Raw genomic sequence first — 22941 nt, 5'->3', positions numbered from 1 at the left:
GCCCGGTCGTTCCAGTATCGAGGTCACCACCCGTGCGGAACAGCGATGATTCCCGATGCCCATTCGTCAGTGGAGCCGATGTGTCGGCCGCGGGCGCGCGCCGGTGCGGGGCCCGCCGTCACGGCCGGGAGGACGCGGCGACCGGTGCCGGGCTCAGAGCGTGCCGAGGACGTCGAGGGCGGTCCGCAGCCCCTGCTCCTCCCGCACCGCGCGTCCCACCCGCTGCGCCCGCTCCCGGCGGGCGAGGGCGTCGCCCACCGCAGGGACCAGGGTCTCCGCCGTCAGCAACCGGCGCGGGATCGGAGGCGCGGCGACGCCGAGCCGGTGCAGCTGCCGGCCCCAGAAGGGCTGGTCGACGAGGAAGGGCACCACCACGGACGGAACACCCGCGCGGGCCACGGTGTGCACGGTCCCGGCCCCGCCGTGGTGAACCGCCAGGGCGGCGTCCGGGAGCACGGCGTCCAGCGGTGCGGCCGGCACGACGAGCACGTCGTCGCCGCGGCTGCCCTCCGGCAGCGCCAACCCGCCCCAGCCCGTGATCAGGAGGGTCCGCAGGCCGTGGGCACGCGCGCTGTCCACGAGGGTCCTCCCGAGCGCGGACGGGTCGCCGGCCGACATGGAGCCGAAGGTCGCCACCAGGCACGGCCCGCCCCGGACGAACTCGGTCACCGCGGGGTCCGGTGCGGGAACGTCCGCGCCGTCGTGCCAGGAACCGGTCAGGTGCACCCTGGCCGGCCAGTCGGCAGGTCTGGGCAGCAGCTGCGGGCTGATCCCCATCAGGGTGGCGCGGGACGCCGATGCGGGTGCGGGCGCCCGCCCGCCGGGCAGCTGCCGGCACGCCCGCTCGACGTCCCGGCGGAACAGCCGTGCACCGCTCCGGGGCACCGCGTAGGTCGTCCGGTTGAAGCGGCCGAGGTCCGTGGCGACCGTGGGGCCGCCCGGGGCGGAGAACTCCCGCGTGGGCGTCGCCACGGGCACGAACTCGGCCAGCGCGCGAGGGACGCCGAGGGCGTCCGCCACGGCCGGTGCCGTGAGGATCAGCGGGTGGTGCAGGACCAGGTCGGGGTCGAACGCGAGGGTCTCCCGCACCGCCGCGGAGAACATCCTCCGCATCCCCGGGCCCACCTCGGAGCGGAAGTGGCGCACCGCCGTCCACGGCGAGAGCCCGTGGGTCCGCATCAGCCGGTGGAAGTCCACGTCCAGGCTCACGGTGTCGAGCCCGGAGAGGTCCACCCCGGAGTTCTCCGGCACCCCCAGCCGGACGCGATGTCCCTGTGCGGTGGCGTACCGCGCCAGGGCCGCGAACGGCTCCACGTCGCCGCGGGTTCCGGAGGTCAGCAGCATCATGCGCACCCCCACAGTCTGCCCCGCGGCCGGACGGAGCACGAGTGGACCGTCCGGCCGCACCTGCGCCGCACCGGATCCGCCGGCGCCCTCCGTCCCGCCGGCGCCGGAAGCCACGTAGTGTGGGGCGCACCGGGGGGCCCCCGGTCACCCGTCGTCCGAGGAGAGCCGCCGCCGTGACCCAGGCAGGATCCGTCCCCGCGGTGCCGCGGATCGTCCACATCGCCCGGCCGGTGCTCTGGGTCAACACTCTGGGTCCCGGCATGGTGGGCATGTGGCTCGCCGGGGCGCTCTGGCAGTGGGAGGCGCTGCCGCTCCTGCTGTGGCTCACCCTCCCGTTGAACCTGCTGATCTACGGCGTCAACGACGTCTTCGACCAGGACACCGACGCCCTCAACCCGCGCAAGGGCTCGCTCGAGGGGGCGCTGATCGAGTCCTCCGAGGTGCGCACGATCTGGACCGCGGTGCTCGTCACCAACGTGCCGTTCCTCGTCTGGTTCGCCGTCGTGCTGTCCCCGGCCGCGCTGGCCTGGATCGCGCTGTACGTCCTGGTCTTCGTGTTCTACTCGGCCCCGCCCCTGCGCTTCAAGGGCCGGCCCTATCTCGACTCGCTGAGCAACGCCGCCTACGCGCTCCCCCTGGTCTTCGTCCCCCACGCGCTCGGGGACACCCCCGTGTGGCCCGCCGCGCTGGGCCTGATGGCCTGGAGCGTCGCCAAGCACGCGTTCGACGCCGTCCAGGACATCGAGGAGGACCGGGCAGTGGCCATCACGACGACGGCCGTCCGGCTGGGCCCGCGCGGGGCGGGCCTGTGGAGCGGTGCCTGGTGGGCCGTGTCCACGCTGTGCTTCGCGCTGGTCAGCATCCCCGTGGCCGCGGTCAACGCCCTCATCGCCGGGTGGCTCGTGGTGTCCCTCCTGCGGGACCCGAGACCCGGGACGGGGCACCGGCTGTACAGGCATTCCATCGCCTTCCCCTATGTCGCCGGCGCCGTGGCCGGCGTGCAGCTCACGGTGGCGCTGTACCTGGGGCTGTACCCGTGAGCCGCGTCGTCGTCATCGGCGGTGGCATCGGCGGGCTGACGTCGGCCGCCCTGCTCGGCCACGCCGGTCACCACGTCATCCTGCTCGAGGCCGCCGACCAGCTCGGCGGCAAGAGCCGCCGCATCGAGGCCGCGGGCCAGCGCATGGACACCGGGCCGTCCCTGTTCACGTTCCCGGGCGTGTGGGAGGAGCTCCTCCGCCGCCTGGACCGCCTGCGGGCGGCCGGCACCGCGCGCCCGCAGGCGTCCGCCCTGGAGACGCCCGCTCCGGGGGCCGGGGAGACCGCTGCGCTCGAGCTGGAGCGCCTCGAGGAGGTCGGCACCTACTACTACCGTGGCACCCGGTGCGAGCTGCCCGTTCCGCCCGGGCATCCCTGGCACGCGGCATGGGCCCGCTTCGAGGCCGATCACGGGGTGCTCGGCCCGGACATCACGCGGTTGCTGACCACGGACGTGCTGGACCGGGCGGCCCATCCCGCGCTGGGCCGGCTGGGGAGGCTGTACGGGCGGAGGCTCACGACCCGCAGCTACCTCGACAGCCTCACCTGGATGCCGGAGGGCCTGCGCGAGGTCATCGCCATCCACACCCTCAACGCCGGCGTCGGCCCCGCGCGGACCCCGGCCCTGTACGCGAGCATGCCGGCCGTCATGGCTCGCGACGGGGTCTGGGTCCCCCGGGGCGGGGTCTACGAGCTCGTCGAGGCCCTGCAGCGCCTGGTGGTGGGCTCCGGGGTGGAGATCCGCACCGGGGAACCGGTGATCTCCGTCGCACGCAGCCTCGTCCGCACGGCCCGGGGCACGTATCCGGCCGACGCCGTCGTCAGCGGGCTCGACGCCCACCAGCTGGACGGGCTGCTCGCCGGTCGCGCTCCCCGGTCCCCGCGCAGGCTCAGCTGCTCGGCGATCGGGATCTACGCGGTGCTCGACGCCGAGCTGCCCGGGGGGACGCCCCGGCACGGCGTCGTCCTGCCCGACCGCCCGGCCGATCTCTACGCCGACCTGGAGGCCGGGGCCGAGCCCGAGCAGACCATGGCCTTCGCGAACTACTATCCGGCGCACGGGGTCTACCCCAACAGCGCGGCGACGTTCGCCCTGCTGCTGACCGCACCGGCCAACGGGAAGTCGTACACCCTGGAGGACCCGTTCGTCGTGCGGGAGCTCGAGCGCTCGGCGCGGGTGCTCGGGCTGCCCGGACCGCTGGCGGATCGCTTTCGGAGCACGGAGATCCTGGATCCTGCGCATTTCGCCGAGCACGGTTCGGAGGGCGGCGCGCTGTACGGCGCGGTGCGCCCGACCTGGCGCAGCGGCCCGTTGCACACCCCGGCCCACACGAGTCCCCTGCGGCCGTGGCTGTGGCGGGTGGGGGCCTCCGTCCACCCGGGCGGCGGACTCCCGGCGGTGCTGGGCGGGGCCATGGTCTCGACCGACAAGCTGCTGCAGCGCCTCCACCGGGGCCGGGCCGCCGGGCGCGTCCGCGCCCCCCGGTCGAGGCGGCAGGAACCGGTCAGTGGGTGAGCTCCCACGCCCAGAGCAGCAGCAGCGTCACGAGGAACCCGGTGACGTAGTTGAGGGACAGGAACCGCCGCCAGCCCTGGTTGGCGCGTTCGCAGCCGGCGTCCGTGATGGTCAGGAACGGCACGAGGTTCGCGAGGTAGGGCAGCACCAGGAAGGACGCCACCGGCCCGGGCCAGGGGGTGAGCAGCAGGAGCACCCCGGCCACGAGGTAGAACGCCGCTGCGGCCCACACCGTGGAGCGCGCGCCCAGGACCGTGGCGATCGAGCGCAGCCCGCCCTCCCGGTCCGCCTGGACGTCCTGCACGGCCCCGAACGCCTGCGAGGCCATCGACCACAGGAAGAACCCGGCGCACAGGGCCACGAGCCCCGGCGACCAGTCCGCCCCGGCGAGCACGAGGCCGTGGACGGCCGGGGACACGAAGTGGGTGGCGGAGGTGGCCGAGTCCAGGAACGGGACCTCCTTGAAGCGCAGCCCCTTGAGACTGTAGGCCGCCACCGCGAAGAGACTGATCACCAGCACCCACGCCGCGGCGGCGCCGCCGGCCAGGAACAGGTACGCGAGGAAGGGCAGGGCGACCAGCACCGAGCCCACGAGGATCATCCGGTGCTCGGACCGGTCCACGAGCGCGCCCTCGACCCCGCCCTTGCGGGGGTTGAGGAGGTCGGACTCGTAGTCGAAGACGTCGTTGATCCCGTACATCAGGAGGTTGTACGGGAAGAGGAAGAACAGCGTCCCCACCACGAGGGGCAGGTCCACCCGGCCGGTCGTCATGACGTAGGCCGCCGCGAAGGGGTAGGCGGTGTTGACCCAGGAGACGGGCCGGGAGGTGGCCACGAGGGTGCGCACGGTGGCGGCGAGCCGTCCGCGCTCGGCCAGCCCCCACCACAGCGAGGGCAGCAGCAGCAGCGCGGCGAGTGGGTACGCGAAGTCCTCGACCGGCACGAGACCGATCCGGAGCTCGGTGATGTGCCCGGCCCCGTAGTCGAAGAACCCTGCCGCGATCATGAGGTTGTCGAACACGACCGTCAGGACGGCGAGCACCGCGAAGGAGATGCCGAGCACGGCCAGGGCCCTGCGCCGGGGAGGCGCCGGGGAGGGGCTGCGGACCAGGAGGGTGGCCGGGGTCAGGGCGAGCGCGAGGAAGACGGGGATCACGAGGGCGTAGGTCACGGGGCGTCCGCCTCCCCGCGGGCCGGCTCCGCCGCAGCGGAGCGGCGGGCCAGCACCTTCTCCGTCAGCCGGACCAGGTTCATGGTCAGGTAGCAGAGGAACACGAGGAACACGACCTCCTCGACGGGGATCTGCGGGGCGACCATCCAGCCGGTCGCCCAGTCGCTGCGGCTGTGCAGGAAGATCCCGAGGCTGATCCCGGCGACGTCCCAGGCGAGGAAGAACACCAGGCCCGCGAGCAGCACGATCGCCGCGCGGCGGGGGTCCTGGGCGAAGAACAGCCTCTGCCGCACGTCGAGGAGCACCATCCCCGCCAGGCTGAGCAGCAGGAGACCGAGGTACACGAAGCTCATCCGCGCGGCACCAGGGGTTCTGCCAGCGGTCCGGTGGAGGTGTCCCCGCGCAGGTCCTTGAGCAGGATCTCCGCACTGATCAGGCACATCGGCAGGCCGATGCCGGGGAGGGTCGAGGCCCCGCAGTAGTGCAGGCCCGCGACCTTCCGGCTGCGGTTGGCGCCCCGGAAGAACGCGGACTGCTTGAGCACGTGGGCGGGACCCAGCACGTTGCCCCGCCAGGAGTTGAAGTCCCGCCGGAAGTCCTCGGGGCCCACGGTGTGGCGCACCACGATGCGCTCCCGCAGGTCCGGCACGCCGGCCCACGCCGCGACCTGGTCGATCACCCGGTCCGCGACGGCCTCGACCTGCGAGGAGCCGGTGCCGTCCGGTCCGCCCGCGCCGAGGGCGGGGTCGGCGGGGACCGGGATCAGCACGAAGAGGTTCTCGTGCCCGTCCGGGGCCACGCCGGGATCGGTCGCCGAGGGCTTGCAGACGTAGACGGACGCGGGGTCCGGGACGCTCGTGGGCTCCTCGAAGATCGCCCGGAAGTTCGTGTCCCAGTCCTCGCTGAAGAACAGGCTGTGGTGCGCCAGCCCGGGCAGCTCCCCGCGCACCCCGAGCATCACGAGCACCGCCCCGGGGCCGGTCTGGCGCCGGTCCCAGTACCGCTGCGGATAGCTCTGCAGCTCGCGCGGGAGCAGCGCGGTCTCGGTGTGGTGCAGGTCCGCGGCCGAGACCACGACGTCCGCCGCGAGCTCGTGCTCCGCCCCGTCCGCGTCCCGCCACACGACGCCCGTGGCCCGGACCGGGCCGTCCGCGGCCGGGGCGGTGCTGATCCGCACCACGTCCGCCCCCGTCCGGATCCGTGCCCCGTGGGCGAGCGCGAGCCGTTCGACGGCCTCGACGACCCGGCGGAACCCGCCCTGCGGGTACTGGACGGAGTCCGTGAGGTCCATGTGGCTCATGAGGTGGTACAGCGACGGCGTCATCCGGGGCGCGCTGGCCAGGAAGACGGCCGGGTAGCCGAGCACCTGCCGCAGCCGCGTGTCCTGCACGGTCGCGGCGGCGAAGTCGTGCAGGGACCCGGTGAGGTGCCGGGCGAGCGCCGGCAGTCCCCGCACCACCGGCCGGGTGAGCAGCGGCGTGAACGAGGCGTAGGAGGTGTACAGGAAGTGGTCGACGGCCAGCTCGTACGTCCGCTTCGCCGAGGCCAGGTAGGCACGGATCCGCCCGCCCGACCCGGGCTCCACCGACTCGAAGAGCGCCACGGTGTCCTCGAGGTCCGAGCGGATGTCGATCGGCCGGTCGTAGCGCTCGCCCCAGACCCGGTACGCGGGGTCCAGGCGGACGAGCTCGAGCTCCTTCGCGGCGCTGGAGCCCATGAGCCGGAAGAAGTGGTCGAAGACCTCCGGCATGAGGTACCAGGAGGGCCCGGTGTCGAAGCGGAAGCCGTCCCGCTCGAGCAGCCCGGCGCGCCCGCCCGTCGTCGTCCCGCGCTCCAGGACGGTCACGTCCCAGCCGTCCTTGGCAAGCAGGCCCGCCGCGGCGAGCCCGGCGATCCCCGCCCCGACCACCACGGCGCGGCGTCCCCGAGGTGCGGGGGCGCGACGGCGGGTGCGCGCCTTGACCACGGCGGCCGCGGCGAGCCCGGCCTTGCGGGGGTTCGGCACGCGGATGCGGGAGCTCAGCAGCTCCCGGGCAGGGGTGGCACGGATCCGCACGGACAGCTCCCGGAACAGGTCGTGGGCGGCGAGGACGGCGGCGCGGGAGGACCCGGGGAGGTCGTCGACGACCGCGCGGGCGGCCGCGAGGTCGGCGTCGATGTCGTCGAGGAGGCGGTTCTTCTCGGTCTCGGAGAACTCCCCGGGCTCCACGCCGGGGAAGTAGACGCGGCCGAGCTGCCCGTAGTCCTCGGCCAGGTCGCGCAGGAAGTTGACCTTCTGGAACGCCGCGCCGAGCCGGCGGGCCCCCGCCACGAGCTGGGCCCGGCGCTGCTCGGGCACGGGACGGCCGGCCAGGAACACCTGCAGGCACATCAGCCCCACGACCTCGGCCGAGCCGTACACGTACTCGTCGAGGGAGTCGGCGCTGTGCCGGTCCTCGCTGAGGTCGGCGCGCATCGACGCGAAGAAGGGGCGCACGAGGTCGGGGCCGATGCCCGCCCGGCGGGCCGTGCGGGCGAAGGCGTGCACCACGAGGTTGCTGCTGAAGCCGCGCTCGATCGCACCGTACGTCTCCTCCTCGAGGGCGTCCAGCAGCTCCCGCGACCCCCGGGGCGGGACGCCGGCGCCGGCGCTGGCGCCGTCCACGATCTCGTCGGCGATCCGGACCAGGGCGTAGACGGCGTAGACGTGCGGGCGGATCTCCGGGCCCAGCAGCCGGCAGGCGAGGCCGAAGGACGTGGAGTAGCGGCGGATGACGGTCGCGGCGGCCTGCTGGGCGGTGTCGTCGTACCGGGCGGCGGCCTCGGCCGGTGACCCGGTGTGCTGGGCGGCGCTCACCGGATGCGCTCCGTGGCCCCGGCGACGATGCGGCGCAGGTCCTGCTCGAGGGCCGTGGGCAGCCCCGCGGCGTCGAGCAGCGCCCGGGCCTCGTCCGCGCACTCGGCGACCATGTCCTCGACCTCCCGCCGTGCCCCGCACCGCTCGAGCAGGTCGCGGGCCCGCAGGGCCTGCTCCCCGGTGATCTCGTGGCGGCCGAGGATCGCCTCGAGCTCCTCGCCGGCGGGCGTGCACAGGGCCGCGGCGACGAGCATGGTCTGCTTGCCCTCCCGCAGGTCGCTGACCACGGACTTGCCCGTGGTCTCCGGATCCCCGAAGACGCCGAGCAGGTCGTCCACGAGCTGGTACGCGGTGCCCACGGTCCGGCCCAGGCGCCCGAGCACCTCCACGTCCGCGTCGGGGGCCCCGCCGAGCACTCCGCCGGCCTGCAGGGGGGTCTCGAAGGAGTAGACCGCAGTCTTCAGGCACGTGGCCGCGAGGACCTGCTCGCGGCCGGGACGGGCACCGGGCAGTGCGTGGTCGACGTCGAGCAGCTCGCCCGCGGCCGAGGAGAACAGGGCCGCGTCGAGCAGGTCGAGGAGGCGGGGAAGCCGCTCGGACGAGAGCCCGGAGCGGGACACGAGCCGGTAGGCGCCGGCCAGGGCGAGGTCCCCGGCGATGACGCCCACACTCGCGCCGTACTGGCGCGCCTGGTCCAGCCCCGAGCCGGACGCGAAGGCGCGGGTGGCGGCGGCGGCGTTGATCGTGGGCTGGTGCCGGCGCTGCTCGTCCTGGTCGATGACGTCGTCGTGGACGATGAGGGCGGTGTGCAGCAGCTCGAACGCCGCGCCGACGGCCTCGACCACGGGCTCCGGCTCGGGCTCGGGATAGGCGCCGGCCGCGAGACGGACCAGGCGCGGGCGGATCCGCTTGCCGCCGGCGCTGAGCCGGGCGACCTCGCCCCACAGCCGGGCGAACCCGGGGTCCACGGCCTCCGCGCGGCCGGTGGCCTCGGCCAGGAACTCCTCCAGGACGGGAACCGGGGCAGGCTCCCTGCCGCCACCGTGCCCGGTGCGTGTCCCGGTGCCCGGTCGGGCGTTCGAGAAGGCCGATTCGCGCGAGAAGACCGTCACCATTCCCCCATTCCACCACAGTCCTTCGAAAATCGAATCAATCATCGGCGTCACGCCGTGCGCGGAGCCGCCCTGGGCTCTGCCGGCGAGGTCCCGTCCCGCTCGGCCGCCCCGTCCGCGGCCGTGCCCTCCCCCGCCCGGCGTCCGGCTCGGCGGACCGCGTCGGTGAGCTGGGGCAGGCGCCGCCGCAGGACCTCGATCTCCTCGTCGGTGCAGTCGTCGAGCACCGCCAGGACCTCCTCGGCCATGGCCGCGAACATCTGGCGGCCGGAGCGGTAGGCCTGGTCGGTGGCCTGCAGGCTGATCTCCCGCCGATCACGGGGATCGACCGCGCGCACCAGATGGCCCGCGGCGACCAGGCGCTTGATGACCGTCGTGGTGGCCGAGCCGCTCAGCACGAGCCGCTGGGCGATGTCCCCGGCACGGACCGGCCGGCCCGCGCGGTTGGCCTGCATGACCTCGTTGAGGGCGTGGACGTCCTTGTGCGCCAGACCGAAGCGGCGCCGGACCTGGTCCGCGTAGCGCTCGGCCTCGGTGCTGAAGTGCTGCAGCAGGAAGAGCACGTCGAACCCCCGCCGCCCCTGGTGCGGGCTGCCGCCAGGGATCACGTCCGGCGCCGTGGCGCCGGACGTGCTGATCGTGCCCTCGTCGGACTGCATGTCCTGATTCTAGGGCGCGAGCACGGGAGAATGGGCGCATGACCGACAGCAGAGACCACGCCGGAGCGGACCTCCCCCCGCCGGAGGCACCCGGCGGCCCGGCGGTGTCCGTGGTCGTGCCGGCCCGGGACGACGCCGTGCACCTCGCCCGGTGCCTGCGGCTGCTGGCGGCGCAGACCCGGCCGCCGGACGAGATCGTGGTGGTGGACAACGCCTCGAGCGACGGCACCGCCGACGTCGCCCGCGCCGCCGGGGCCCGCGTGGTGTTCGAGCCCGTGCGCGGCATCCCGCCCGCCGCCGCCACCGGCTACGACGCCGCCCGGGGTGACGTGGTGGTGCGCTGCGACGCGGACAGCGTCCCCGGCCCGGACTGGATCGCCCGGCTGCTCGCCGCCCTCGGCTCCCGACCGGGCGTGGTCGCCGTGGCCGGTCCGGGCTGCTTCCGCGGCCTTCCGCCCGGCCTCGACCGGCTGCTGTCCGCGCTCTACATCGGCCTGTACGTGCTCACCACGGCCGCCGCGCTGGCCCACCCGCCGCTGTTCGGCACCAACATGGCGATGCGCCGGTCCTGGTGGCTCGAGGTGAGGGACCGCGTCCACCGGCACGACCCGGAGCTGCACGACGACCTCGACCTCAGCTTCCGGCTGGCCCCCGGGCACAGCATCCTCTTCCGGCCCGGCCTGTCCGTGGGGATGTCCCCGCGGGCCCTGCGGGGCGGACGGCCCGCCGTCCGCCGTCTGCGGCGCGCCTTCCGGACGATCCGGCTCAACTGGGCCGACGAACGCCCGTGGGAGCGGTGGCAGGCCCGCCTGGGGCACCGGCTGCGCGGGGGCCTGCCATGAGCCGGCTGGCCCTGGCGGTGCGGTGGGTCGGCCCCCTCTCCGTGCTGCTCACGGCCCTGTTCTTCGACGTGGTGGGGGCTTCCGTCATGATGCTCGTGTGCCTGGCCATCACCATCACGTGGCGGGCCCGGCTGCCCGCGGCCCTGGAGATCGTCACGGACCTGACGCTGCTGCTCGCGGCCTGGAGCTCCGTGTTCCTGCTCTACGAGAAGTACGCCTACTGGGACGCCGTCATCCACTTCGCCGCCACCGCGGTGCTGGCCGAGCTCGCGTTCCGCTCCCTGGAGCGCTGGTCCCGGCTGTCCCCCCGGGGCCCGGTGTCCCACGTGGTCGTGGTCACCTCCCTGGGCGCGGCACTGGCCCTCGTGTGGGAGTACCTCGAGTTCACCGGCTACTACCTCGTGGACCCGCAGGTGAACGTGGGCTACCTGGACACCATGGGCGACCTGGCCGCCGGGCACGCCGGGGCGCTCGTCGCCGGGATCGTCGGCACCTGGGCGCGGCAAGGAGCGGTCCTGCCCGGCGGCACCCTGACGGGCCGTGACACCGCCCGGGTGCCGCGCACCGCCGGCGACGCGGGCACCTCCGGGAATCCGCGCCCCTCCGGGAGACCGGACACCACCGAGAAGAAGGACTGACCCATGTTCTGGACGAACCTGCTCAAGACCACCGTGCAGACGGGGGCCGCCGCCGCGGCCGGCACCGCGGCCTCCGCCGGGGTGGACAGCCCCTGGTACCGGCAGCTGCGGAAGCCGGAGCTGCAGCCACCGGCCGCCGTGTTCCCGGTCGTGTGGACCGCGCTCTACACGGACCTCGCGGTGACCTCGGCCGCCGTGCTCACCGAGCTGCAGCGGCAGACCGCCCCGGGCCTGCACCGCCGCGGCCCGCGGGTGCGGACGATCCGGCGGCCGGGGCGCACCCCGTCCGAGGCGGCACGGCACGAGCTCGGCTACCGCCGGGCGCTCGCGCTGAACCTCGCCCTCAACGCGGGGTGGAGCTGGGTCTTCTTCACGAAGCACGACACCGCCCTGGCCACGGCCACGGCCGCGGCACTGACCGCGAGCACCGCCGACCTCGCACGCCGGGCGGCGCAGGCGCGACCCCGCCACGGTGCCGCGCTGCTCCCCTACGTGGGCTGGTGCGGCTTCGCCACCGTCCTGAGCGCCCGCATCCACCGGCTCAACGCCTGAGCCCGCCGTCCGGGCGTCCGGTCGGCGCCGGCCGGACCGGACCCGGTCAACGGTGGGAGATCGTGATCCCGCCGTGGCGGTAGACGATCGATCCGCCCTGGAAGCGCTGGACGGTCGTGTCCCCGGAGCGGTGCTCCGGGGACACCGGGTAACCCAGGCGACCCTGCTCGCCCCCGAGATCCGCGTAGGCGCGTCCGATCGCCCCGTGCACGGGCTGCGCGCCGGTGGCCGGTGACCACAGGATCCTTCCGCGTTCGAAGTCCTGGTCCGCCCCGCCGCCGGTCAGGCCGCCGCGCTCGCCGCCCAGCGGGTACCCCAGCAGACCGGTCTCGCCGCCCAGGGCCGCCCAGCGCCCGCCGATGGCCCCGCGCACGGCGGCCGCACCGGTCCCGGCGCTCCAGACGACCGTGCCCCGCTGGAAGAGCTGGTGGACACCGCCGGCGCCGTTGCTCCGCTCCCCGGACCGCGGGTAGCCGAGGAAGCCGTTGACGCCGCCGGCCCGGTTCCAGGCGCTCCGCACACCACCGTGCACCCACCGGGCGCCCGAGTCCGCGCTCCAGTAGATGGCTCCGCGCTCGAACTCCTGGTAGCAGCCGTCCTGCGCGAGGCCGCACCGTTCGTGCGAACGCGGGCCCCCGGTGGACGAGCCGATCCGGGCGTGGAGCCACCCGATGGCGCCCTGCGCGGTGTAGCCCTCCTGGAGCGTGGCCCGGGCGACGGCGGCCCTCGGGTGCACGAGCCCCGCACCGCAGCCGCCCGAGCAGTGCCCGGGCAGGGGCCGGGCCGTGGCGACCAGGACGTCCTTGACCTGGGCCGGTGACAGGGACGGGTCCGTCTCGCGGACGAGGGCGACGACCCCCGCGACCGTGGGGCTGGCCATCGAGGTGCCGTACTTGTAGGAGTAGGAGCCGCTGCCGGGCCGGGCGCTGCCGGTGTTGGCGGTGGACAGGATCTGCCGGGCGGGGTCCCCGCCCGGGGCGGCCAGCGTGACCCGACCCCAGTTGGAGTACCCGGCACGGGTGCCGTACGCGGTGGTGGAGGCCACGGTGATCACTCCCCGGCAGTTGGCCGGGGACTCCATCCTGGCGTCGCGGTCGTTGTTGCCCGCCGCCACGACCACGCTCGCCCCGCGGGACAGGGCCCGGTCGATGCCGTCCTGCAGGACGGCCGGGCACGTGCTGGACAGGAACCCCAGGCTGAGGTTCACCACGGTCGCCGGGTGGGGGTTCGCCGGGACGCCCTCGACGTCGTCACCGGCGGCCCAGGCGATCGCCACGGCGATGTCGGACACGTACCCGTCCCCGCAGGCCCCGAGGGCGCGCACCGGCAGGATCTTCGCGTCGTAGGCGACACCGGCCACGCCGGTCCCGTTGTCGCCCCGCGCCGCCGCGGTGCCGGCCGTGTGCGTGCCGTGCCAGGAGGAGTTCCTGGCGGCGGAGCCGGACCAGCACTCGTCCAGGCCCGCGTAGTCCCCCTCGTCCCAGGGGTCCGGGTCCCACCCGTCGCCGTCGCGGGAGTGGCCCGGCTGCACGCCGCCGGCGTGCAGGGAGACGAAGTCGTGGCCCGGCAGGACGTTGGCGTCCAGGTCCGGGTGGGACGTGATCCCGGTGTCCACGACCGCGATGGTCTGCCCGGCGCCGGTCGCCCGGTCCCACGCGCTGGGCAGGTCGAGGCCCGCCGCCGTGGGCTGGAGGTTCCACTGCGACGTCGCGTAGTAGGGGTCGTCGGGCGTCGCGGCGATGCTCGCGAGATGGTCCGGCTCGGCGTACTCGACGGCCGGGTCCTCCTCGAGAGCGGCGGTCAGGGTCTCGAGCTCCTCCGCGTCGAGGAGCCCGTCCGCCGCCACGACCTTGGCCGAGTCCACGGTCTCGCTGATCTCGTCCAGCCGGGGCGCCGCCACCTCGTGCTCGCCCGCCGCCGCCGCGCCCCGTGGCACGACCTGCTCCGCGGCCTCCGCGTAGACGCGCTCGCGGGTCCGCGGGGCGCTCTCCGCGCCGTCCCGGAACTTCACGACCACCCGGTCGGTGGCGCCGGCGCGCCCGGACCCGTCCGACGCGTGCGCGGCCGGGACCGGCACGGTGGTCCCGGCCGCGGGCTGGGCCGCCGCGGGAGCCGTGGCGCCGATCAGGGTCAGGACCAGGGCGGCTGCCAGGCCGCGGGCGTGGAAGGACGTCATGGATTCTCCAGCCGGTGGGGGGTGCAGCGCGCAGCGGGGATCTGCAGCGCACCGACCAGGGTGCGGGAGTCGGCGCCGCTGCGCTCAGCGTACGAAGCGGTTGCTTTTGTTACCGAATGGGAAGATACATGCGTTTCGTTGAATCCTCGGGAGCGTTCCCGAAGAACCGGCCGCGGACGACGGCGGCGCCGCCCACCCCGGGAGGTGGACGGCGCCGCCGGGCGGGCCGGGGAGTCAGCCGACCGTGGAGATCTCCCACCACTGGGCCGGCAGGATCTGCTGCCAGCGGGCGCCGAGACCGTCGTTCCAGATGATCCACCCGTTGCGGAACTCCTGGAAACACGGCGTGCCGCCGAGGGCGCACAGCTCCCGGGAGCGGGCCTCACCGGTGGTCGCGCTGATCTTCCGGTGCAGCGCACCGATGCCGCCCCGGGTGGTGAAGGGCTCGCCGCCCTGCACCGCGACCAGCGCGGAGACCGGGTCGACGACGCCGGCGCCGCACCCGGGAGCGCACCCGCCGGGGGCCTGCCGGGCCGTGGAGGTCAGCGCTTCCCGGACGCCCGCCACGCCCAGCCCGGGCGAGAGCTCACGGAGCAGCGCCACGGCGCCGGAGACCGCGGGCGCCGCCATGGAGGTGCCGTTGCGCTCCGTGTACGTGGGCGCGCCGAGGCCCTGGGCCCCCGCGTTGCCGGTCGAGAGGATCTGCGCGTAGGGATCTCCGCCCGGGGCCGCGAGCGTGACCGAGCCGAAGTTGGAGTAGGGGGCCAGGGCACCCGCGACGTCCGTCGCGGCGACCGAGATCACGCCGGCGCAGTTGGCCGGAGCGGACTGCGCGGCGTCCACGCCCTGGTTGCCGGCGGCCACGACCACGGGGATCCCGCGGTTCACGGCCTCGCTGATCGCGGACTGCAGCACTGCCGGGCACTCCCCCGGAACGCCGAGACTGAGGTTGATGACCGTCGCGGGGTTCGGGTTGGCCGCGGCACCTGCCACGGGTGCGCCGCTGGCCCACCGGACGCCTGCGGCGACGTCGGTGATGTACCCCTGGCTGCAGGCGCCCACGGCGCGCACCGGGAGGATCTTCGCGTCCGGGGCCACCCCCGAGATGCCCACCCCGTTGTTCGCGTCGGCCGCGGCGACGCCCGCCGTGTGGGTGCCGTGCCAGGTGGCGTCGGGGAGCATGGGGCTGCTGGGGCACAGCACGGCGTCCGGGTGGTCGCCCATGTCGGTCGGGTCCGCGTCCCACCCGTCGCCGTCCCGGCCGTTCTGGGCCGTGGAGACGAAGTCGTAGCCGGGCAGGACGTTCGCGTCCAGGTCCGGGTGGGAGGTGATGCCCGTGTCCACGACGGCGATGGTCTGCCCGGCGCCGGTGGCCCGGTCCCACGCGAGAGGCATGCCCAGGCCGGCCGGGTCGTCCCAGAGGCTCCACTGCAGCGTCGCGTAGGACGGGTCGTTCGGCACCGCGGCGGTGGTGGCCAGGAGGTCCGGCTCCGCGTACTCCACGGCGGGGTCCTGCTCGAGGGCGGTGGTCAGCGCCTCGAGCTCGGCGCCGGCCAGCATCCCGCCGGTGCGCAGCACCTGCGCGCCGTCCGCGGTGGCCGTGGTCTCCTCGAGCCCGGCGCCGCCGGACCGGTCGGCGGCCTGCGCGTACACGACGTCACGGGAGTCCTCGGGGACGGCGCCGTCCCGGAACTTCACGACGACTCGGTCGGTCGCCCCCGCCGCTCCGTCCGCGGGACCGGCTCCGGGAGCGGCCCCGGCGGCCTCCGCAGCCGGCTGCGGGAGCTGGACCGCGGGCAGGACCGCCCCGGTCGCCGCCGCGGCGGAGCCCAGCGGGACGAGGGCGAGGGCGGCCGCCAGCGCGAGGGAAGCGGTGGTGCTGCGGGTGGTCGTCAAGGATTCCTCCGGCCGTCGGGACGGGAGGCGGCACGGCGAGCACGGCCCACCCCCCGATGGACTGGAGCGAGGGCGATCCCCCTGCGGAAACGGAGCCCCCACTCCTGTGCTCTGCCCAGCGTAGGGAGCGTGTGCGTGTGTGACCCAATGCGTACCCTGCGCTCCGGCCCCTGGAGGCCGGGCTCTCAGCGGGCGCGGGCGATGCGCAGCGCTGCGGCGATCATCGGGAGCTGCAGCGGGAGCCGCACGAGCGTCACTGCCCGCCGCACCGGGGAGCCCCGGCGGGCACGCCAGGCCATGGTGACGTTGCCCGGCCACACGCCCACGAAGAGGGCCGTCGCGGCCCAGCCTCCGGCGCGGCGGGTGCGGGGGTGGAGCAGCAGCGCCCCGACACCGAGCTCGGCCGCTCCGGAGCCCAGCGTCCAGGTGCGGGGCGACCCCGGCAGCGAGCGGGGGATCAGTGCGTCGAAGGGTGCGGGCCGGACGAGGTGGAGCGCGCCCATCCCGCACAGGGCCGTTCCCATGCGGCGCGCGCGGGACGCCACGGCACCGCTGCGGACGCCGCGGGGCTCCGCTCGGCGCAGGGGCAGGGGCAGGGGCTGGTGGGGACGAGAGAACATGGGGTCAGCGTACCCACCGCGACGCACAGGGACGTGACGGACAGCACACCCCTCCCACGGCATAGACCTCTCCCTACCCTTGTTGACGTGCACACCAAGAAATATTTGAAGCTGAAAGGACTCCGCATGACCCCCGACGCCCTGCAGGACCAGCTCACCCTCGACGCCTTCGCCGCCGACCTGCTCTTCCGCGAGGCCCGCACGGCCTCCGAGTTCCTGGACGAGCCCGTGGCCGACGAGCAGCTCCGGGCGGCCTTCGAGCTCGCCAAGATGGGTCCCACCGCCATGAACATCCAGCCGCTGCGCGTGACGTGGATCCGCTCCGCCGGGGCCCAGGAGCGCCTGCTCCCCCACATGGCCGAGGGCAACCGGGCGAAGACCGCCGCCGCGCCCGTCGTCGCGGTGCTCAGCTACGACGTCGACTGGCACGAGCACCTGCCCGTGCTCTTCCCGCCCGCCGCCGGCAACCAGGAGATGTTCGCCGGCAACGAGGAGCTGCGCGCCCAGATGGGCCGGGACAACGCGCACCTGCAGGCCGGGTACTTCGTGCTGGCCGTGCGCGCCCTGGGCCTCGCCGCAGGCCCCATGGGCGGGTTCGACCCCGCCGGCGTGGACGCCGAGTTCCACGCCGGGACCACCCGCCGTTCCCTGATGGTCGTGAACATCGGCACCCCCGCCGCCCCGCGCCACGACAGGCTGCCGCGGCTGGACTTCGACGCCGCGACCACCACCGTCTGAGACCGTCGCGGGCGGACCCGCCGTGCACGGGTCCGCCCGGCCCCGCGCGCCCTCCGTGGCACCTGTCAGCCCGAGGACGGATACTGGACGGGATGACGCCCGCACTCCTGTCCCTCGGCACGGCCCTCCCGCCGCATGTGCTCGAGCAGACCGACGCCCAGGACCTCTACCAGGCCCAGCCCGGCACCGACCGGCTCAACGCCCGGCTGCTGCGCACGGTGTTCGGCGCCTCCGGGGTCGAGCGCCGGCACACGGTGCTGCCGGAGCTGGTCGAGGACGACGCCCGCGCAGGATCCCCCTACATCACGCCGGACGGCGTGTTCCTGGGGCCCCTGACCGGCGTCCGCAACCGCACCTACGTGGAGCGGGCCCCGGCCCTCTTCGCCGAGGCCGCGCGGGACGCCCTCGCGCGATGCCCCGGTCTCGACCCGGCGTCCATCACCGACGTGGTGACCGTCTCCTGCACCGGCTTCTTCGCCCCCGGCCCCGACTACCACCTCGTCCGGGACCTCGGCCTCGACCCGGCCGTCCGCCGCGCGCACATCGGCTTCATGGGCTGCCACGGCGGGCTGATCGGACTGCGCCAGGCAGCGTCCATCACCACGGCGGACCCGGACGCCGTCGTCCTGCTGGTCGCCGTGGAGCTGTGCACGCTGCACCTGCGCCCGGCCAAGGACCCGGACGCCATCCGGGGAGCCGCCCTCTTCGCCGACGGCGCGGCGGCGGCCGTGGTCAGCGCGCGGACCCCCGAGGGCGTCACCCCGCTGCTCGAGCTCGACCGCTTCCGCACCCTCGTGATCCCCGACGGGGAGGAGGCCATGGCCTGGACCATCGGCGACGCCGGTTTCGAGATGATCCTCGGCGCCGCCGTGCCCCAGGTCCTCGAGGACAACATCCACACCGCCCTGGAGGCCCTGCTCGACGGGCCGGAGGGGGCCGTGGACCGGGACAGCATCACCGACTGGGCCCTCCATCCCGGCGGCCGGGGCATCCTCGACAAGCTCGAGCACACCCTGGGGCTGCCGCCCGAGGCGCTGCGGGAGTCCCGGGACGTGCTCGCGACGCGGGGCAACATGAGCAGCGTGACCGTGCTGCACGTCCTGCGCCAGGTGATCGACGCGGCCCCTGCGGACGAGACCCGCACCGTCTGCGCCCTGGCGTTCGGGCCGGGCCTGACCGTAGAGTCGGCGCTGTTCACGATCCCCGCCCGGCCCGCGGCACCGGCCGCGGACCTCGATCCCGCCGCGGCCGTCCCGATCCGCTAGGAGGTTCCCGTGGACCACGATGTCGTCGTCGTCGGCGCCGGACTCGCAGGACTGCAGTGCGCCCACCTGCTCGAGCGCCACGGACTCGACGTGGTGGTCCTGGAGGCCTCCGACGGGGTCGGGGGCCGGATCCGCACCGACGTGGTCGACGGCTTCCGGTGCGACCGCGGGTTCCAGGTGCTCAACCCCGCCTACACCGAGCTGCGGCGCAGCGTGGACGTCGCGGCGCTGGGCCTCCAGAAGTTCGACGCCGCGGCCGGGGTGCGCCGCGCAGAGGGGATCGACGTCCTCGCCGATCCGCGGCGCGTCCCGTCCCGGCTGGCGGGGACGCTGCGCAGCCCGCTCGTGGAGCTGCGCCGGCTGCCCGCCCTGGCGGCCTGGCTCGCCCCGGGGCTGGACCCCCGCGCTCAGCGGCAGGAGGAGCGGGACCACGCCTGGCACGACTCGCTCGACGCCGCCGGGGTGCGGGGACCGCTGCGGGACCTGGTGCTCGAGCCCTTCCTGGCCGGGGTGATCCTCGAGGACGAGGGCCGCACCTCGGCCGCCTTCGTACGCGAGCTCGTCGGCTGGTTCCTGCTCGGCACGCCGGGTCTGCCGGCCGAGGGCATGGGTGCGCTGCCGGCCTGGATCCACGACGGACTCCGGGCCCCGGCCGTCCTCGGCGCCCGCGTGGACTCGGTGGAGCGCAGCGGCAGCGGGTGGACCGTCGGCGCCGGCGACGCCGCCTGGCGGGCGCCCACCGTGGTCGTGGCCACCGAGGGCCCGGCGGCCTCCCGGCTCCTGGACCTGCCGGACACCCCCATGAAGGGCGAGGCGACCTGGTGGTTCGCGGCGGAGTCGGCGCCCTCGGAGCTCGGCTGCCTGGTCCTGCCGGGCGAGTCCGGCGGCCCGCTCATCGACACGGCCGTGGTCAGCAACGCCGCCCCCAGCTACGCCCCGGACGGCCGTGCGCTGATCCAGGCGACCGCCCTCCTGCCGCGCGGCGCCGGGCTCCCGGCCGAGGCCGACGTCCGCCGGCAGCTGGGCACGATCTGGTCCGCCGACTCCGCTGCCTGGGACCTGCTGACCGTGCACGAGGTGCGCGGGGCGCTGCCGGAGCAGCCGCCCGGGCTCGTGGTCGACCGGCCCGCGGCCCTCGGCGACGGCCTGTACGTGTGCGGCGACCACCGCACCAACGGCTCGACCCAGGGCGCACTGCGCTCCGGGCGCCGGGCCGCCGAGGCCCTGCTGGCCTGAGCCCGGGTCCCAGGACGACGCCATGGCACGAACGGACACGGCCTCCCGGGTGATCGCGGCCCCGCCCGGCCGCGTGTACGCCGCCCTGGTCGACCCGGACGCGCTGACGGCGTGGCTGCCGCCGGAGGGGATGAGCGCTCGCTTCGAACGGTTCGCCGCCCGGCCGGGCGGCTCCTACCGGATGGTCCTCACCTACGCCGACGCCTCGGCCGCCCCCGGCAAGGCCACCGCCGACTCCGACGTCGTGGAAGCCCGCTTCGTGGACCTCGTCCCCGGTGCGCGCGTCGTGCAGGCCGTGGACTTCGTCTCCGCCGATCCGGCCTTCGCCGGCACCATGACCATGACCTGGGAGCTCACCCGGGCTCCGGGGGGCACGCGCGTGGACCTGCGCGCCGAGGACGTCCCCGCCGGCATCTCCGCGGAGGACCACGCGGCCGGCCTCGCCTCGTCGCTGGCGAACCTGGCCCGCTGGTTGCAGGGATGAACCGACCCAGGGAGGGGAGCTGCAGCGATGCGGCGGCGTCGAGGAGGATCCCGCGCAGCCAGGCCCGGAACCGTTCGTCGGCCGGCCACGGGTTCCAGACCATGTCGATGCCCGGTCCCGGGATCGGGAAGGGGTACTCCTCGATGCGCCGACCGAGGACGTCCCGCACGGCGGTGGCGACCCGGTGCCGGTGGAGCCCCACCCCGCCCGAGCCGGCCACCAGGAGCGGGACCAGCAGGTTGTCGTCCACCCGGTCGCGCACCGTGTACCGCACGCCCTCCTCGTCGAGGAGCTCGTAGGGGCGCAGGCGCCGCGAAGGCCGCTGTCCGCGTCTGCCCGGCCGCCGCGCTGCGGGTCGCACGAGCGCGCCGCAGCTCAGGCGCGTCGTCGTCGTCGGCAACGGCATCGCGGGCCTCACCGCCGGGGACTCCCTGCGGGCCGCCGGCTTCGGCGGGGAGCTGGCGGTCGTCGGCGACGAGCTCTCCTACGACGGGCCGGTCATCGCCACCGGGTCCCGGGCACGGCGCCTGGGCGCCGCTGGTCCGGCCCACGAGGAGGGCCCCGAACTGACGCTGCGCCGCCGGCTCACCACCACGCCGACGGCACCGCCCTCAGTCGTCGTAGGTGTCGGCGAGCTGGCGGCGCTGGTGCTCGCGCCGGCTGTAGGTGGCTTCGCGGATGGCCTCGTCGCTGTCGAAGTTCGAGCCGAGGGCACCGGCCAGGGTGCCCAGGGAAGCGGCCAGCCAGGACAGGTGCACGTAGTCGAAGAGGTTGACGGGGTGCCCCAGCTGGGACTCGAGGTAACCGGCCTCGATCACCGCCAAGCCCACGAGGAAGAGCATCGACCACAGCAGCACGTACATCAGGGCCACGCTCAGCCACACGGTGATGACGGTGGAGGCGTTGTCCGATCCGGCCCGCCAGGGCTCGTCGGCATCCCGGGAACGGTTCCACAGCCTGTTGTGGAAGATGAGCCATCCGCTGAGCGCACCGGTCACCACCACGCTGACCGTGGTCAGCCGGAGCGGGGAGAGCGCGTCGGACATGCTCCAGATGGAGGCGTAGAAGATGCCGAAGGCGCCGGTGGCCGCGGCGGCGGCCACGCAGCTGGCCAGGGCCGGCAGCAGGCGCCCGGGCCGGTTGTTGAGCACCATGCCGATCAGCAGGCGCAGCTGGTTCATCCGTCCGGGCAGCACGATGTACGAGGCGTCCCCGCCGCCCGTCGGGGACACCCGGCGCACCGCGGTCCGGCCCAGGGCCTCGCGCACCGCAGCCGGGGACGGGTAGTCCTCGGCGCCGCTCCGGATGGCACCGACCAGGGCGACCACCAGTCTGCAGGCCTTGCGCGAGAAGTGGTCGGCCCCCAGACCCGGCAACGAGATCAGCGCCGCGGCGGCCGCCGCACCGACCTCGCACAGCAACGGATCCCCGTCGTGGGAGCGCGGCAGGTCCGTCAGGTACACCACGTAGTCCCAGTCGTACTCGTCGCGCAGCTCGCCGGCCTTGTCCAGCAACGGGATGTCCCCGTCGGCCGTCAGGGGCAGGGTCTCGCGGCTGACCTCCACCTCCCAGGACACGGCCGAGCCGGTGTGCTCCGGCAGCGCCCGCGGCAGGTCCTCGGCCACCCTGCGGGCCACCTTCTCCGGCAGCCCCGGATCGGCCAGCACTCCTACCGTCAGCGTCTGCACGCTGCCTCCTCCCCACTGCGCACCTGGTGTCCTGGCAACGGGGACTGATCCGGGGAACAGTATCGACGTCGCCCCACGAGCATAGTCAGCAGGGAACCGGCGTCCCGGAGGCACGACGCTCGCACCACCACGCCGGAGCCGGCCGCGGGCACGGCCGGTCGGGGGTCTCAGATGTTGGAGGCGTCCGGGGGCAGACCGGCCGGCGGCCGGGAGGCCCCGCCCTCGCCCGCCGCCTGCGGGCAGTCCATGCCCAGGGTGTAGGCGGTCATCGACAGGGAGCCGTAGGAGTACCCGTCGACGAGCACGGCGGTGTCCGTGGAGCCGGCGGCCCCGGCGAGCCCGGCCAGGTAGAGGGACGGGATGAAGTGGTCGGGGGTGGGCACGGCCAGGTCCCAGTCGCGGTGGGCGTCGAGGGCAGCCAGCTCGGTGGGTTCGGTGAGGATGCGCTCCTTGGCGTCCTCGTTGAAGCGTTTCGCCCAGTCGTAGCCGTCGTCGGTGCGCGTCCAGTCCATCCCGCCCAGGTTGTGCACGATGTTGCCGCTGGCGATGACCAGCACGCCCTCCTCCCGCAGCGGCGCCAGGCGGGCACCGAGGTCCAGGTGGTAGTCCAGGGGCTTGTCGGCGTTGATGCTCATCTGCAGCACCGGGACCGAGGCGTCCGGGAAGGCGTGGGTGAGCACGGACCAGGTGCCGTGGTCGATCCCCCAGCTGTCGACGTCGGCCCCGATCCAGGTGGGGTGGACGGTGTCGCTGATCTCCTCGACGAGACCCGGCAGCCCGGGCGCCGGGTACTGCACGTCGAACAGCTCCTGCGGGAAGCCGTAGAAGTCGTGGATCGTGCGCGGGGACGGCATCGCGGTGACCGCGGTGGCGTTGATGTACCAGTGCGCGCTGACGACCAGGATCGCCCGCGGCCTCGGCACCGAGGCCCCGAACGCCCGCCAGGCGGAGGTGTACCGGTTGACCTCCAGGGCGTTCATCGGGTTGCCGTGCCCGAAGAACGCCGCCGGCATCACGACGTTCGCATCGGGGCTCTGCGTGCTCATCCTGCCTCCTCGGCGCCGGCCCCCGCGGGAGCGCGGTCACAGGGGTCCCTTGCGGCCATCCTGCCTTGTGCTGCCGCGTCC

At 74.7% G+C, this 22941-nt stretch carries 20 protein-coding genes; 9 read left to right on the top strand and 11 right to left on the bottom strand.

Translation table 11 applies throughout. From position 1 onward, the window contains the following. Positions 1-153: 153 nt before the first annotated feature. Positions 154-1347, bottom strand: coding sequence for a nucleotide disphospho-sugar-binding domain-containing protein (locus ACH9D2_RS09580; RefSeq protein ID WP_396362611.1), 1194 nt, complete (start codon positions 1345-1347; stop codon positions 154-156). Between the two features lie 173 nt (positions 1348-1520). Here ACH9D2_RS09580 and ACH9D2_RS09575 point away from each other — a divergent pair, with 173 nt between their 5' ends. Both ACH9D2_RS09575 and ACH9D2_RS09570 read left to right on the top strand, forming a co-directional pair. After that, positions 1521-2387: a UbiA family prenyltransferase gene (locus ACH9D2_RS09575; protein WP_396362610.1), complete on the top strand. Its 867-nt coding sequence runs from the start codon at positions 1521-1523 to the stop codon at positions 2385-2387. Then, the gene (locus ACH9D2_RS09570) at positions 2384-3901 is read left to right on the top strand and encodes an FAD-dependent oxidoreductase (RefSeq protein WP_396362609.1); all 1518 of its coding nucleotides are present in this window, start codon (positions 2384-2386) and stop codon (positions 3899-3901) included. The genes ACH9D2_RS09575 and ACH9D2_RS09570 overlap by 4 nt, the downstream gene beginning before the upstream one ends. Here ACH9D2_RS09570 and ACH9D2_RS09565 read toward each other — a convergent pair. From ACH9D2_RS09565 to ACH9D2_RS09545, 5 genes are read right to left on the bottom strand one after another with little or no spacing between them, the layout of a single operon-like run. Then, a complete protein-coding gene (locus ACH9D2_RS09565) occupies positions 3891-5072 on the bottom strand; it encodes a prenyltransferase (protein WP_396362608.1) in 1182 nt (393 codons plus the stop codon). The genes ACH9D2_RS09570 and ACH9D2_RS09565 overlap by 11 nt on opposite strands. Further along, positions 5069-5425, bottom strand: coding sequence for a lycopene cyclase domain-containing protein (locus ACH9D2_RS09560; protein ID WP_396362607.1), 357 nt, complete (start codon positions 5423-5425; stop codon positions 5069-5071). The genes ACH9D2_RS09565 and ACH9D2_RS09560 overlap by 4 nt, the downstream gene beginning before the upstream one ends. Next, on the bottom strand, positions 5422-7908 hold the full coding sequence (gene crtI, locus ACH9D2_RS09555) for a phytoene desaturase family protein (protein ID WP_396362605.1): 2487 nt from the start codon (positions 7906-7908) through the stop codon (positions 5422-5424). Before crtI ends, ACH9D2_RS09560 begins: the two co-directional genes overlap by 4 nt. Beyond that, entirely contained in the window at positions 7905-9023 is a 1119-nt protein-coding gene (locus tag ACH9D2_RS09550; RefSeq protein WP_396362604.1) for a polyprenyl synthetase family protein, read from the bottom strand. The genes crtI and ACH9D2_RS09550 overlap by 4 nt, the downstream gene beginning before the upstream one ends. Positions 9024-9070: 47 nt before the next feature. Beyond that, positions 9071-9679, bottom strand: coding sequence for a MarR family winged helix-turn-helix transcriptional regulator (locus tag ACH9D2_RS09545; RefSeq protein ID WP_396362603.1), 609 nt, complete (start codon positions 9677-9679; stop codon positions 9071-9073). Between the two features lie 38 nt (positions 9680-9717). On the opposite strand from ACH9D2_RS09545, the gene ACH9D2_RS09540 reads away from it, so the two are divergent. Genes ACH9D2_RS09540 through ACH9D2_RS09530 form a run of 3 tightly spaced genes read left to right on the top strand, consistent with a single transcriptional unit; the run spans position 9718 to position 11711 of the window. Next, positions 9718-10521, top strand: a complete 804-nt coding sequence (locus ACH9D2_RS09540) for a glycosyltransferase family A protein (protein ID WP_396362602.1) — start codon at positions 9718-9720, stop codon at positions 10519-10521. Further along, the gene (locus ACH9D2_RS09535) at positions 10518-11159 is read left to right on the top strand and encodes a hypothetical protein (protein ID WP_396362601.1); all 642 of its coding nucleotides are present in this window, start codon (positions 10518-10520) and stop codon (positions 11157-11159) included. The genes ACH9D2_RS09540 and ACH9D2_RS09535 overlap by 4 nt, the downstream gene beginning before the upstream one ends. Positions 11160-11162: 3 nt before the next feature. Continuing rightward, complete coding sequence (locus ACH9D2_RS09530) at positions 11163-11711, top strand: tryptophan-rich sensory protein (protein WP_396362600.1); 549 nt, start codon at positions 11163-11165, stop codon at positions 11709-11711. Positions 11712-11757: 46 nt separating this feature from the next. Here ACH9D2_RS09530 and ACH9D2_RS09525 read toward each other — a convergent pair whose 3' ends face one another. The 3 genes from ACH9D2_RS09525 to ACH9D2_RS09515 form a co-directional block, all read right to left on the bottom strand. Then, the gene (locus ACH9D2_RS09525) at positions 11758-13887 is read right to left on the bottom strand and encodes a S8 family serine peptidase (RefSeq protein ID WP_396362599.1); all 2130 of its coding nucleotides are present in this window, start codon (positions 13885-13887) and stop codon (positions 11758-11760) included. Between the two features lie 234 nt (positions 13888-14121). After that, on the bottom strand, positions 14122-15783 hold the full coding sequence (locus ACH9D2_RS09520; RefSeq protein ID WP_396362598.1) for a S8 family serine peptidase: 1662 nt from the start codon (positions 15781-15783) through the stop codon (positions 14122-14124). 185 nt (positions 15784-15968) lie between these two features. Continuing rightward, on the bottom strand, positions 15969-16403 hold the full coding sequence (locus tag ACH9D2_RS09515) for a DoxX family protein (RefSeq protein ID WP_396362597.1): 435 nt from the start codon (positions 16401-16403) through the stop codon (positions 15969-15971). A 126-nt stretch (positions 16404-16529) separates the two neighbouring features. On the opposite strand from ACH9D2_RS09515, the gene ACH9D2_RS09510 reads away from it, so the two are divergent. The 4 genes from ACH9D2_RS09510 (at position 16530) to ACH9D2_RS09495 (ending at position 20126) form a co-directional block, all read left to right on the top strand. Further along, positions 16530-17141, top strand: a complete 612-nt coding sequence (locus ACH9D2_RS09510; RefSeq protein WP_396362596.1) for a malonic semialdehyde reductase — start codon at positions 16530-16532, stop codon at positions 17139-17141. A 92-nt stretch (positions 17142-17233) separates the two neighbouring features. Continuing rightward, a complete protein-coding gene (locus tag ACH9D2_RS09505; protein WP_396362595.1) occupies positions 17234-18406 on the top strand; it encodes a type III polyketide synthase in 1173 nt (390 codons plus the stop codon). Between the two features lie 9 nt (positions 18407-18415). Next, a complete protein-coding gene (locus ACH9D2_RS09500) occupies positions 18416-19642 on the top strand; it encodes an FAD-dependent oxidoreductase (protein WP_396362594.1) in 1227 nt (408 codons plus the stop codon). A 22-nt stretch (positions 19643-19664) separates the two neighbouring features. Next, a complete protein-coding gene (locus tag ACH9D2_RS09495) occupies positions 19665-20126 on the top strand; it encodes an SRPBCC family protein (RefSeq protein ID WP_396362593.1) in 462 nt (153 codons plus the stop codon). A 611-nt stretch (positions 20127-20737) separates the two neighbouring features. Here ACH9D2_RS09495 and ACH9D2_RS09490 read toward each other — a convergent pair. Continuing rightward, complete coding sequence (locus ACH9D2_RS09490) at positions 20738-21814, bottom strand: hypothetical protein (protein ID WP_396362592.1); 1077 nt, start codon at positions 21812-21814, stop codon at positions 20738-20740. 167 nt (positions 21815-21981) lie between these two features. Next, the gene (gene ygiD, locus ACH9D2_RS09485; protein ID WP_396362591.1) at positions 21982-22860 is read right to left on the bottom strand and encodes a 4,5-DOPA-extradiol-dioxygenase; all 879 of its coding nucleotides are present in this window, start codon (positions 22858-22860) and stop codon (positions 21982-21984) included. Between the last annotated feature and the right edge of the window lie 81 nt (positions 22861-22941).

It is taken from the genome of Kocuria rhizosphaericola, from assembly GCF_044462205.1.
In the GTDB taxonomy this organism is placed as follows: Bacteria; Actinomycetota; Actinomycetes; order Actinomycetales; family Micrococcaceae; genus Kocuria; species Kocuria rhizosphaericola.
The sequence above is the reverse complement of the archived record's forward strand: the minus strand, read 5'-3'. Positions and strand labels throughout refer to the sequence as shown.

Coding starts and splice junctions, on each gene's coding strand:
- ACH9D2_RS09580 (WP_396362611.1), bottom strand. CDS start 1,347: ATGATGCTGCTGACCTCCGGAACCCGCGGCGACGTGGAGCCGTTCGCG.
- ACH9D2_RS09560 (WP_396362607.1), bottom strand. CDS start 5,425: ATGAGCTTCGTGTACCTCGGTCTCCTGCTGCTCAGCCTGGCGGGGATG.
- ACH9D2_RS09550 (WP_396362604.1), bottom strand. CDS start 9,023: ATGGTGACGGTCTTCTCGCGCGAATCGGCCTTCTCGAACGCCCGACCG.
- ACH9D2_RS09545 (WP_396362603.1), bottom strand. CDS start 9,679: ATGCAGTCCGACGAGGGCACGATCAGCACGTCCGGCGCCACGGCGCCG.
- ACH9D2_RS09540 (WP_396362602.1), top strand. CDS start 9,718: ATGACCGACAGCAGAGACCACGCCGGAGCGGACCTCCCCCCGCCGGAG.
- ACH9D2_RS09535 (WP_396362601.1), top strand. CDS start 10,518: ATGAGCCGGCTGGCCCTGGCGGTGCGGTGGGTCGGCCCCCTCTCCGTG.
- ACH9D2_RS09530 (WP_396362600.1), top strand. CDS start 11,163: ATGTTCTGGACGAACCTGCTCAAGACCACCGTGCAGACGGGGGCCGCC.
- ACH9D2_RS09525 (WP_396362599.1), bottom strand. CDS start 13,887: ATGACGTCCTTCCACGCCCGCGGCCTGGCAGCCGCCCTGGTCCTGACC.
- ACH9D2_RS09515 (WP_396362597.1), bottom strand. CDS start 16,403: ATGTTCTCTCGTCCCCACCAGCCCCTGCCCCTGCCCCTGCGCCGAGCG.
- ACH9D2_RS09510 (WP_396362596.1), top strand. CDS start 16,530: ATGACCCCCGACGCCCTGCAGGACCAGCTCACCCTCGACGCCTTCGCC.
- ACH9D2_RS09505 (WP_396362595.1), top strand. CDS start 17,234: ATGACGCCCGCACTCCTGTCCCTCGGCACGGCCCTCCCGCCGCATGTG.
- ACH9D2_RS09495 (WP_396362593.1), top strand. CDS start 19,665: ATGGCACGAACGGACACGGCCTCCCGGGTGATCGCGGCCCCGCCCGGC.
- ygiD (WP_396362591.1), bottom strand. CDS start 22,860: ATGAGCACGCAGAGCCCCGATGCGAACGTCGTGATGCCGGCGGCGTTC.